Origin of the sequence: Defluviimonas salinarum (assembly GCF_026013545.1) — a bacterium.
Classification (GTDB): Bacteria; Pseudomonadota; Alphaproteobacteria; order Rhodobacterales; family Rhodobacteraceae; genus Albidovulum; species Albidovulum salinarum.
In genome coordinates this window covers 1-11,312 of the sequence record NZ_JAPDOG010000058.1, presented here as the reverse complement: position 1 = coordinate 11,312, position 11,312 = coordinate 1, and the positions used below count along the sequence as shown (strand labels likewise).

General features: G+C 67.9%; 9 protein-coding genes. 3 read left to right on the top strand and 6 right to left on the bottom strand.

What is annotated here, in order from left to right; translation table 11 throughout:
• Positions 1 to 1,322, bottom strand: a 1,322-nt coding sequence (locus tag OM960_RS24715) for a CaiB/BaiF CoA transferase family protein (protein WP_264773843.1), incomplete at its 3' end; no start/stop codon positions are given.
• A 116-nt stretch (positions 1,323 to 1,438) separates the two neighbouring features.
• Between OM960_RS24715 and OM960_RS24710 the strand changes: the two genes are divergently transcribed.
• Positions 1,439 to 2,380: a LysR substrate-binding domain-containing protein gene (locus tag OM960_RS24710; protein ID WP_263340948.1), complete on the top strand. Its 942-nt coding sequence runs from the start codon at positions 1,439 to 1,441 to the stop codon at positions 2,378 to 2,380.
• Between the two features lie 63 nt (positions 2,381 to 2,443).
• Here OM960_RS24710 and OM960_RS24705 read toward each other — a convergent pair whose 3' ends face one another.
• The 3 genes from OM960_RS24705 to OM960_RS24695 all read right to left on the bottom strand — a co-directional run bounded on the left by OM960_RS24705 (position 2,444) and on the right by OM960_RS24695 (position 6,827).
• Positions 2,444 to 3,868: a carnitine 3-dehydrogenase gene (locus tag OM960_RS24705; RefSeq protein ID WP_263340950.1), complete on the bottom strand. Its 1,425-nt coding sequence runs from the start codon at positions 3,866 to 3,868 to the stop codon at positions 2,444 to 2,446.
• A 93-nt stretch (positions 3,869 to 3,961) separates the two neighbouring features.
• On the bottom strand, positions 3,962 to 4,879 hold the full coding sequence (bcoG, locus tag OM960_RS24700) for a 3-dehydrocarnitine:acetyl-CoA trimethylamine transferase BcoG (RefSeq protein ID WP_264773842.1): 918 nt from the start codon (positions 4,877 to 4,879) through the stop codon (positions 3,962 to 3,964).
• Positions 4,880 to 4,901: 22 nt separating this feature from the next.
• A complete protein-coding gene (locus OM960_RS24695) occupies positions 4,902 to 6,827 on the bottom strand; it encodes an acetoacetate--CoA ligase (RefSeq protein ID WP_264773841.1) in 1,926 nt (641 codons plus the stop codon).
• Between the two features lie 119 nt (positions 6,828 to 6,946).
• Between OM960_RS24695 and OM960_RS24690 the strand changes: the two genes are divergently transcribed.
• Positions 6,947 to 7,876: a GlxA family transcriptional regulator gene (locus tag OM960_RS24690; protein WP_263340571.1), complete on the top strand. Its 930-nt coding sequence runs from the start codon at positions 6,947 to 6,949 to the stop codon at positions 7,874 to 7,876.
• Positions 7,877 to 8,038: 162 nt separating this feature from the next.
• Here OM960_RS24690 and OM960_RS24685 read toward each other — a convergent pair whose 3' ends face one another.
• Both OM960_RS24685 and OM960_RS24680 read right to left on the bottom strand, forming a co-directional pair.
• Positions 8,039 to 9,418 (bottom strand): NCS1 family transporter, encoded by a 1,380-nt coding sequence (locus OM960_RS24685; protein ID WP_264773840.1) that lies wholly within the window; start codon positions 9,416 to 9,418, stop codon positions 8,039 to 8,041.
• Positions 9,419 to 9,437: 19 nt separating this feature from the next.
• Positions 9,438 to 10,136 (bottom strand): aspartate/glutamate racemase family protein, encoded by a 699-nt coding sequence (locus OM960_RS24680; RefSeq protein WP_264773839.1) that lies wholly within the window; start codon positions 10,134 to 10,136, stop codon positions 9,438 to 9,440.
• 135 nt (positions 10,137 to 10,271) lie between these two features.
• Here OM960_RS24680 and OM960_RS24675 point away from each other — a divergent pair, with 135 nt between their 5' ends.
• The gene (locus OM960_RS24675; RefSeq protein WP_263340564.1) at positions 10,272 to 10,958 is read left to right on the top strand and encodes a GntR family transcriptional regulator; all 687 of its coding nucleotides are present in this window, start codon (positions 10,272 to 10,274) and stop codon (positions 10,956 to 10,958) included.
• Positions 10,959 to 11,312: the final 354 nt, after the last annotated feature.

The window sequence follows — 11,312 nt, the reverse complement described above, 5'->3', positions numbered from 1 at the left end:
ATCACGTTGGTGAGGTCGAGCACCTTCACCCCGTCGAGCCAGCCGCCCGCGCCGGATGCCCCGGGCGCCGGGCGGACGGGTTCGGAGAGGATCGCGTCGAGCCGCGCGCGCGCATCGTCGAGCACCGGCCCCGGCAGCTTGGTCGCGGCCATCGCGTCATCGGCGATCCAGGCGACATTGCCCATCTGCCGCATCTTGCCGTGGCGCGGATCGTCCACCTCCAGCACCAGCCCCGAGGCGAGCGCATGGGGATCGGCAAGCCATTCCTTCGTGAACCGCTGCGCGGTCGCGGGCGACTTGGCGGCGCCGAAGATCGCTTCCCATTCCTGCGAAGGACGGGTGAGGAAAGCCGCCTTCATCGCCGAGGACACCCGGGCGCGATCGCCCGCACCGACCGGATAGTTCCGTGCGCTCCAGTCGGCGGGCCAGTCCTTCCGGTCGAGATAGGCGGAGAAATCCGGCAGTTCGTCGGCCAATTCGCCCAGCCCGAGTGCCCGCAAGGCACGCTGCGGATGGCCGGCGATAGAGCAGGAGACGACGTAGAAGCCGCGCCCGTCGGCGCAAGGATAGGTCCGGTAGAACGGATCGAGGAATTCCGACAGCGCCGCGAAGGGCAGGTTCATCGGCAGCCCCTCGGCCGCGCGGCGGTCAAGCTCGACCTCGCGCGGGGACTTGTAGCGATCGGGATAGGCCTCGATCTGCTCGCAGTTGTAGATCAGCCCTTCCAGAAGCGCCGAGGCCAGCGGCACCTCGATATGGTCGCCGCCGTTCCGGCCGCGCGCGGCAAGCGCGAAGAGGACCGACATCGCCCCGAAGGCCGCGCCATAGGCCGAGGCGAGCGCCAAGGGCGTGAAGCTCGGGTTGATGCCCATGAGTCGCCGGTTGAGCCCCATGTCGGTGAACTGCCCGGTCCGCGCCGCGATCACCGCCTCCCAGGCGGCAAGCCCGGCGAGGTCGGTGTCGGTCGAGGCGAAGCCCGGCATGGAGAGGCTGACGATGCCGGGATTGACGGCGCGCAGGTCGTCCGGGCCAAGGCCGAGCCGCTTCATCACGCCGGGGCGGAAGTTCTCGATCACGACGTCGGCGCGCGCGGCAAGATCGAGCGCCGTCGCCCGGCCCTCCGCGGACTTGAGGTCGAGGACCAGCGAGGACTTGCCGCGCGACAGCATGTCGGCCGCCGGCGACTTGAAGCGCGGGCCGCCGGGCGGGTCGATGCGGATCACCTCGGCGCCCATGTCGGCCAGCATCATGCCGACGAGGGGGCCGGCCAGATACTGGCCGAAATCGAGGACGCGGATGTGAGAGAGCGGGCGTTCAGCCATCTGGTTCCCCATATGCTCGGTTGTTTCGCGAAGGCCGGAGCCTGCCGGAAAGGGGTAATGCGCGAATCGAAGGCTGGACACTGGACAAAACACTGGCGAGACGCCTAGGTCTTGTTATGGACGCGCTGACCCGAAACGTTGCCGGATCGCTGAACGCACTTTTGGTGCTTGAGTGCGCCGTGCGGTATAGCAACTTCTCCATGGCAGCTCGCAAACTAAACCTGAGCCAGCCCGCAGTGTCGCGCCATATCGCGACACTGGAGGACCGGCTGGGGCAGTCGCTCTTTCAGCGCGACAACAACAAGCTCACCCCGACCGCGAGCGCGCGCCGTCTGGCCGACGCCGTTGCGCTCGGCTTCGGCCATGTGGACCGGGTGTGGCGCGACATCTCCGCCCCGCCGGAGCGCGACGAGGTGGTGCTGGCCTGCACCTTCGGCCTCGCGGAACAATGGCTCATGCCGCGGTTTCCGGGGTTGCGGGCTGCCATGAAAGGGGCGCGGGTGCGGGTGGTCACGACCGACCAGCTCGGCGACATCGACCTCGGCCGCGTCGATGCCGCCGTGGTCTGGAACGTCGAACAGGCGCCGGACCGCCCGGCGCTGCCGCTCATCCCCGAGGAGGTGTTTCCGATCTGCAGCCCGGACGTTGCGGCGCGCGAGCTGCAGGGTCATCCGGGCGCGGCGGCGGCCGTCGATCCGAAGTGTCTAGAAGACCTGCGCGCGGACCGGTTCCTGCATTTCGATGTCGGCAGCTCGGGTTTCCTGACCTGGGACGGCTGGTTCGCAAGGACCGGGCTGAAGCCGCCGCGCTTCGACAAGGGCGCGACCTTCGACGCCTATCCGTTCCTGCTGCAGGCGGTGCTCGCCGGAGAGGGCGTGGCGCTCGGATGGCGTGGCCTCGCGGACGAGCTTCTGGCCCAGGGCCGCGTTGTGCGGGTGGGGCCGACGGTGGCGCATCGCGAGACCGCCTACTACCTGCAACACCGGCCGATCCGCGACCCCGACGGGGCGCTCGCTCGGCTGGTGGACTGGTTTCAGGAGCAGGTGTCGCAAGGCTGAAGGTCCATGAGACCGAGGGATGGGTGGCGGAAGCCGGGGTGACCGGCTGCCGCCTGACGCGGGTTACGCCCGCTGGCCGACGTGCCGGCCGGCGCCCTCCGGCCGGGGAAGCCCGGCATGGGCGGCGGTGAACTCGGCGAGCTTCGCGGCGATGTCGGGCGCGGGTTCGCTGCTGCGCCTTGCGGTCAGGTCCATGTGCAGAAGCAGCGTCTCGACCGTCGCCGCGAGCGCGCCGTCGCCGCGTTCGAGGCGGTGGAAGAGGTGCATCTTCTTGCCCTCCCCGCCGAGAACCTGCGTGGTGACGCGCAGCCGCTCGCCCGCCTTCACCTCGTCGAGGAAGCGTACATGGCTCTCGACGGTGAAATAGCTGCGCCCGGCCGCGACATAGGCGGCATCGGCGCCGATGATTTCCATGAACCGGTCGGTCGCCTGGGCGCCGGCCTCTAGGTAATGGGTCTCGTTCATGTGGCCGTTGTAGTCGGTCCAGCTCGTCGGAACCTGCCGCTCGACGGTGACCGGAAGCGTCGCGCCCTTCGGCTCGGCGAAGGTCGCCTCGTGCGCTTTGAGGACGCCGCCCGCGCCGCTGCCGGACTTGCGCAAGGCCCGCATCATGCCGACGAGGTTGTCGTCGCGGAGCCGTTCCAGCTCGCGGATCGAGAGGTGGCCGGACTGGGCGTCGGACTGGCCGGCGATCAGGTCGACGAGGTCGTCGTTGAACTCCGGCACGTCCATGAGCTTGGTCCAGGGCCACTGCAGGCAGGGGCCGAACTGGGCCATGAAGTGCTTCATCCCCGCCTCGCCGCCGGCGATGCGGTAGGTCTCGAAAAGGCCCATCTGCGCCCAGCGGAGGCCGAAGCCCATGCGGATCGCCTCGTCGATTTCGGCGGTGGTGGCGACGCCGTCCTTCACCAGCCAGAGCGACTCGCGCCACACGGCCTCGAGCAGGCGGTCGGCGATATGGGCGTCGATCTCCTTGCGGACGATCAGGGGGAACATGCCGATCGAGCGCAGGATCTCCGCCGCGCGGTCGGTCTCGGACGCCGCGCCCACCAGCTCGACGAGGGGCAGGAGATAGACCGGGTTGAACGGGTGCGCGACCACGGCGCGGGCGCCTTTTTCGTTCAGTTCCGAGGGTTTGAAGCCGCTGGTCGAGGAGCCGATGACCGCCGTGGCCGGCGCCGCCTCGCAGAGCGCGCCGAGCACCCTGTGCTTGAGGTCGAGCCGTTCGGGCACGCTTTCCTGCACCCAGTCCGCGCCCGAAACAGCCTCGGCCAGGTCGGTGTGGAAGCTCAACCTCCCCTCGGCGGGCAGCGCCTTGTCATAGAGCGCCGGCAGCGAGCGCCGGGCGTTCGCGATGACCTCGCCGATCTTGCGCTCGGCTTCGGGATCGGTGTCGAACACCGAAACGTCCCAGCCGTTGAGCAGGAAGCGGGCGGCCCAGCCGCCGCCGATCACACCCCCGCCGATGATGCTCGCCTTGCGTGCCATCAGATGTATTCCCTTCGAACTGGCCGGTCTGCCCGCGATCGGCAGAGCGTCGGCATAACGTATGGCAAGTGAAACCGCCGGGCCGTCCGCCCGTCAGCGCGCCTTCGGCGCCCGCTTGGTCAGCCCGAGCTTGGCCCGCACCTCCTCGGGCCCGATCACCCGCGCGCCCATGTTCGTCACCACGGTCGCGGCGCGCTCGACGAGCTGGGCGTTGGTCGCCAGCACCCCCTTGTCGAGCCAGAGGTTGTCCTCGAGCCCGACCCGGACATTGCCGCCCGCGAGCACCGCGGCCGCGGCATAGGCCATCTGGTTGCGCCCGAGCGCGAAGGCCGAGAAGGTCCAGTCCGAGGGCACGTTGTTGACCATCGCCATGAAGGTGTTGAGGTCGTCCGGCGCGCCCCAGGGCACGCCCATGCAGAGCTGCACCAGCGCGGGACCGTCGAGCACGCCCTCCTTCACCAGCTCCTTGGCGAACCAGAGATGGCCGGTGTCGAAGGCCTCGATCTCGGGCTTGACGCCCAAGTCGGTCATCATCCGGCCCATCGCGCGGAGCATGCCCGGCGTGTTGGTCATCACGTAATCGGCCTCGGCGAAGTTCATCGTGCCACAGTCGAGCGTGCAGATCTCGGGCAGGCAGTCGGCGACATGGGCGACGCGCTCGGTGGCGCCGACCATGTCGGTCGCTCCGGCATTGACCGGGAACGGGCTCTCGACGCCGCCGAAGACAATGTCGCCGCCCATGCCGGCAGTGAGGTTGAGCACGACGTCGACCTCGGCGTCGCGGATCCGCTCGGTCACCTCGCGGTAGAGCTTCAGATCGCGCGAGGGCTTGCCGGTCTCGGGGTCGCGGACATGGCAATGGACGATCGCCGCCCCGGCCTTCGCCGCGTCGATCGCCGACTTCGCGATCTCGGCGGGCGAGCGCGGCACATGCGGGCTGCGGTCCTGGGTGCCGCCCGATCCGGTCACGGCACAGGTGATGAAAACGTCGCGGTTCATGGAAAGCGGCATCGGAATCTCCGTTCTTTCTGGGTCAGGCGGCCAGTTCGGGCCGGTTCCTGAAGGCGTCGAGGGATTGCGGGTTGGCCAGTCCGCCGAGGTCGCGCACCGGCTGGTTGTTGACGGCATCGCGCACCGCGAGCTCGGCGATCTTGCCGGAGCGGGTGCGCGGGATCTCGGGCACGTCGAGGATCACGGCCGGGACATGGCGGGGCGAGGCGTGCTGGCGGATCCGCGCCCTGATCTCGGAGCGGAGCGCGTCGTCGAGCCGGGCACCCTCGGCCGGCACGACGAAGAGCACGACGCGGACGTCGTTGTCATGGCTCTGGCCGACCACGACGGCATCGGCGATGCCGGGGATCGCGTCGGTCTGGCGGTAGATCTCGGCGGTGCCGATGCGGACGCCGCCGGGATTGAGCGTGGCGTCGGAGCGGCCGAGCACCTCGAACCCGCCGGTCGCGCGGCGGATGGCGAAGTCGCCCTGGCGCCAGAAGGCGGGGAACCTGTCGTAGTAGGAGGCGCGGTAGCGCGCCTTGCCGGGATCGTTCAGGAACCGGGTCGGCATCGAGGGATGCGGCTGGCGGCAGACGAGCTCGCCCGGCGCGTCCAGGACCTCCTGCCCGGCCTCGTCGACCACCGCCGCGTCGAGGCCGAGCGTCGGGCCCGGGATCTCGCCGGCATGGACCGGCAGGGTCGGCGCGCCGCCGATGAAGGCGCCGAGGATGTCGGTGCCGCCGCAGATCGAGGAGAGCTGAACGTCGGGCTTCCAGTCGGCGTAGACATGCTCGCTGCCCGCCGTCGAGAGCGGCGAGCCGGTCGACCAGACGACGCGCAGCGCGGAGAGGTCGTGGCTCGCGGCGGGCTTGAGGCCGGCCTTGGCGGTCGCGTCGATATACTTGGCGGAGACGCCGAAATGGGTGATCTGCTCGGCCGCGGCCAGATCGAAGAGCCGGTCCTGGCCGGGATGCATCGGGTTGCCGTCATAGAGCACGATCACCGCCTCGGAGGCGAGCCCGGCGACGAGCCAGTTCCACATCATCCAGCTCGTCGTGGAGTAATAGAACATCACGTCGCCGGGGCGGAGGTCGGCGTGGAGCTGGTGCTCCACCATCTGCCGCAGGAGCGCGCCGCCGCCGGCATGTTCGATGCATTTCGGCCTGCCGGTCGTGCCGGAGGAGAAGAGGACGTAGAGCGGATCGGAAAAGCCGAGCGGCTCCGGCGCGCCGGGTTCGGCGCCGGCACCGAGGAAGGCCGCGTAGGCCACCATGCCATCCGGCGCCTCGGCGCGGTCGAGCGTGACGACATGGGCGAGCGAGGGGATGCGACGGGCGATCTCCGAGAGGACCGGCGCCACGTTGTAGTCCTTGCCGCCGTAGCGGTAGCCGGTGACGCCGAAGAGCACCTTCGGCGCGATCTGGCCGAAGCGGTCGACGACGACATCGGCGCCGAATTCGGGCGAGCAGGAGGACCAGACCGCCCCGACCCAGGCCGTCGCCAGCATGCAGGTGACCGCCCCGGCCGCGTTCGGCAGGAAGCCCGCGACATGGTCGCCGCGCCCGACCCCCGCGGCGCGGAGCGCGGCGGCGAGCCGGGCGACCTCGACCTTGAGTTCGGCGCGGGTCAGGACCGTGCGGTCGCCCGCCTCGGAGACGGCGACGAGGGCCGCGCGGTCATCGGCGTGGTTCAGGAGCGTCTCGACGACGTTCAGCTTTGCGCCGGGAAAGAAGCGCCAGCCGAGCGGATCCTCGGCGCGTTCGACGGCGGTGCCGCCTCGGGTGCCGACGAGGCCGCAGAAGTCCCAGGCGAGCGGCCAGAACTCCTCGGGGCACTCGACCGACCAGCGATGGAGGTCGGGATAGGCCGCGACCTCGCGTCCGGTGGCGGCCACCTCGCGCGTGAAGCGGGTGATCGACGCCGCCGCCGCCCGTTCCGGTTCCGCCTGCCAGAGAAATCTGCCCAACGCCGCGCCTCTTCGATGATCCGACGGCGAGTCCGACGCCGTTGCTGGAGCGGGACATTAGGCTTGCTTCCGTCGCCTGATCTGTCCGATAGTGACAATAAATTTTCCGATAGTGCCAAATGAAGCCCCTCAACGTCACGATCCTTCTGTTCGACGGCTTTTCGAACATGGTTCTTGCCTGCCTCCTGGAGCCCCTGCGCGCCGTGCGTGACCAGGTCCGCGGCGGCATCACCTGGTCGGTGATCACGCCGGGCGACCGGCCCGCGATCAGCTCGAGCGGGCTCAGCATCGCGCCGGACCGGCCGCTGGCCGGTGTCGGACGCGCGGACCTCATGATCGTCATCTCCGGCTACGGGTTCCGGGAGCATGCCACCAAAGCCTCGTCGGCGCTGCTCGTGCGGCTCGGCCGGCAGGCGGATCTCATTCTCGGCGCCGATACCGCGGCCTGGCTCCTGGCCGAGGCGGGACTGCTCGCGGGGCGGACGGCGACGCTGCACTGGCAGGTACTGTCCGATTTCGCGGAGACCTTCCCCGACACGCAACTGTCCTATGCGCGCTTCGTCAAGGAGGGCCGGGTCTGGACCTGCGGCGGAGCGTCGACGGCGCTCGACCTGATGCTCGCCTTCATCGGCGAGCGCTTCGGCCCGGCGCTCGCCTTTGACGTCTCGACGATGTTCGTCCTCGACGCCGAGCGGCAGGGCAGCGCCGGGCGCGGTCCGAACCGGCTGTCGGGCAAGGGATCGGCGGCGCTGCGGCGGGTGCTCAACCACATGATCGAGACGATCGAGGCGCCGGTGCCGCTCGAGGCATTGGCCGCGAAGGCCAACCTGACGCCGCGGACGCTGAACCGGCTGTTCCTCTCCGAACTCGGAATGCCGCCCGGCCGCTACCACCAGTTCCTGCGCCTCTCGCGCGCCCGCGACCTCGCCGTGAACACCGATCTCAGCCAGCGCGAGATCGCCCTGCGCTGCGGCTTTTCCGACGCCGCCGCCCTCGGCAAGGCGTTCACGCGTCATTTCGGGTACAGCATCGGCAAGAACCGCACATGATCGGCGAGGGTATCCCGGAGCGCGCCGGGACCTCGCTCCGTTCCGAGGTCCGGGATGCCGAGTTGCGCCAGCGTGCACCTTGCCGTCTTCACGCCGCTCGGGTCACCGAGACAGCAGAAGGGTCCGCCTTTCGGCGGACCCGCATGTCCGGAGATCCGAAGCTTACCGGTCCAAGAACCGCTGCGCACTCGGCAGCGACTTCATCAGGACGTAGTAGGCGATGCCGGCGGGCAACAGGCTCGCATACCACGACACGCTCGAGAAGGTCAGTGCGGCGACAACGCCGATCGCCATCGCGATCACGGCGGCCCAGTTGATGCCGCTGTAGGGCCCCTCGGGATCGTAGAGCTTGTCGAGGTCCAGAACCTGCCGGCGCAGCACGAAGTAGTCGACGACAAGGATCGCGAAGATCGGGCCGAGGAACGCGGAATAGGTCTGGATGAAGAGGCTGAGGCCAGCCGCGGATTCGTCTTTCACGAGTTCCCACGGGAAGGTCGCGAAGGCGAGAAGGCCGACGATCACTGCCGAGGTGCGGAACTTGATCTTGAACACGTCCATCAGCGCATAGGCCGGCGGCACGACGTTGTTGAGGATGTTCGTCGTGACCTGGGCGAAGGCGATGAAGAGAAGCGTGATCACGAGGAGCGGCTTGTTGTCGACTGCGCTCGAGAACACCTTGATAGGATCGACTTCGCCCGTCGCCCCGGAGACCATGAGGCCGATGAGGCCCATGAACAGCGTCGCCGGAAGGATCGAGTTGGCGTAGATCACGACCTGGCGCACCGGTCCGACGTTGCGGCGCAGTTCACGCGAATAGTCGGACACGTTCAGCATCATCGTCGAGTAGATGCCGAGGAAGAGCATGGTCGCCCCCCAGAACGGCGCGCCCCAGGTGCCCTCGACGTTCACGAGGTTGGCCGAGATCTCCTCGCCGTATTTGCTGATCACGCTGAAGAACATGTAGATCAGCGAGCCGATGATGAAGACCGAGCCGATGTTCTCCAGCCACTTGATCCCGTGGAAGCCCAGAACCGAGAGGCCGATCTGCAGGAACTGGAAGCCGATGAAGAAGACCACGATGTTGTCGTAGCCAAAAAGCGTCGCCGATACGAGGTTGAGCGCCCCGGCGCCGATCCAGCTCTGGAAGCCGAACCAGACGATGGCGGGAACCGAGCGCACCAGCGCCGGGATGCGGGTGCCGGTGAAACCGAAGGCCGATCGCGCCTGCACCATGAACGGGATGCCGTACTTGTGGCCCGCCTGACCGTTGATCATCAGCGCAAGGCCGATCACCGTGCAGCCGATCGCGATGGCCACGAAGGTCTGCAAGAGGTTCAGCGTGCCGACAAGGCCCGATCCGATGGTGAACGTGCCGATGGACACGCAGCCGCCGAGCCATGCGAACAGGTAGGACCAGGGGTCCATGATCCGGGTTTCCTGCGGCGCGAGGCTCTCCTCCCCGATCGCCTTGTGCTCGATATGGGTGACGTGATCGTCGGGCAGTGGCAGTCCCGGATCCGTCGCAGCTTGGGTCGCAGTCATTCTCTCCTCCGTCGTCAGACTACTTCATGTTTGGGCGGGCATAGGCATTGATCTTGCTGGTCTTCAGGCCGCAGCCGACCAGCGCCTCGATCATCCGTGTCGCGACGCTCACGCCGTCGATGACCGGAATTCCGGTTTCCTCGCACAGCCAGGCGGTCAGGTCCGCCATGCCGGCGCAGCCGAGCACCACGGCCTCGCAGCGGTCCTCCTCGATGGCGCGCAGGATCTCCTCGCGGATCTTCTCGCGGGCGTTGGAGCCCGGCTCCTCCAGGGCCAGGACCGGAATCTCCGCCGACCGTACGCGGCGGCACTGGTGCGACAGGCCGTAGCCGTGGACCAGCCGCTCGATCACGGGAACCGAGCGCGGCAGGGTCGTGACCACCGTGAACGAGGTCGCGAGCATGCTCGCGGCCTTCACCGCGGCCTCGCAGATGCCAAGGACTGGCCCCGACGCGATCTCGCGGCAGGCGCCGATGCCCGGGTCATCGAAACAGGCGACGACGATCCCGTCCACGCCATGCTCCTCCGCCTGCCTTACGCAGGACAGCAGCGCGGGAACCGACATCGCCTCGTCGAAATGGCCTTCGATGCTGGCCGGCGCGCCTGCCGCGGTGGCGCCGGTCACGGTAACGCCGGAACTCGCCACGCGGCTTGCGGTCTCGATGATCTTGCGGGTCATCGACTCGGTCGAATTCGGGTTGACCACCAGGATGTTCATCAGGTTCCCTCTCATTTTGTTAACACTTATTGTTAACAATAATTGATAACAATGCAACATAATCTTCGCGCGCATTGTCAAGGCCTTGGGCGGTCCCTAAGTTCTCGCTCGGATGCAACGTTGGCAGGGAAAAGGATGAGCGACTCGCCCGAAGACACGATCGTCGCCGCCGTTCTCGATGCGATCGCCGAGCAACGGCTGCCAGCCGGTGCGAAGCTGGGAGAGCAGACTCTAAGCGACCTGTTCGACTGCAACCGCGCCAACGTGAGGCGCGCTCTGGCATCGCTGGCGGCTCAACATGTGGTGGAGTTGCGCCCGAACCGCGGCGCCTTTGTCATCACCCCCTCCCCGAAGGAGGCGCAGGACATCTTTCAGGCCAGGCGCGCGCTGGAAAGGACAATTGCGCGGCACGCGGCCGGAAACGCCTCGAGTGAGGATGTTGCCTGTCTGCGTCGGAACATAGTGGAAGAGACGCGGGCGCGCAGATCCGGCGACAAGCCCGCCGAACTGCGGCTGTCTCGCCAGTTCCACATGTACCTTGCCGGGATCGCCGGGAACAAAGTGCTGGAGCGGTTCCTGTCCGAGCTAACGATGCGAACCACGCTCATTCTCGGCCTCTACGCGAGGTCGGGCGGATCGCACTGTGCAGAGGACGAGCACGACCGGATCGTCGATGCGCTGGAGGCGGGCGACGCCGAGCAACTGGTGGAACTGACGGACGAACATCTGAGACATCTTGAGGCCGGGCTGAACTTTCGCAGTCCCAAGTCATCCTCCAATCTACGAGATCAACTCCTCGGGACGGCCGGTATCAGGCCTTAGAAGAGCATCGGTCACCACCGGCAAGCAGCGGCGCGCACCGCTCCGGGACGTCATCGCCGCCGACAGCTTCGCCCGAAGACTCAAGAGCCTCGGCAGCTTCAAGCCCTGCGAATACATCCCAAGGTCCGGGCGGCCGATCCAGACCGGCTCATCGTCGGTCCGGACCACCGGGTGCAGGGGTTGAGCCCCAGACAACCTGAGCGATTGCCCGGCTGCTTGAACGCGTACAGGCGGCGCGGGCGGCATCGCGCTCGGAAGCACCTGACACGATCCGCGTACCTCCAATTTCCCGTTCGTCGATCCCGCGTCATGATGATACCCTTTCCGGGCCCCGCTGCGCCGCCTGACGTTCAC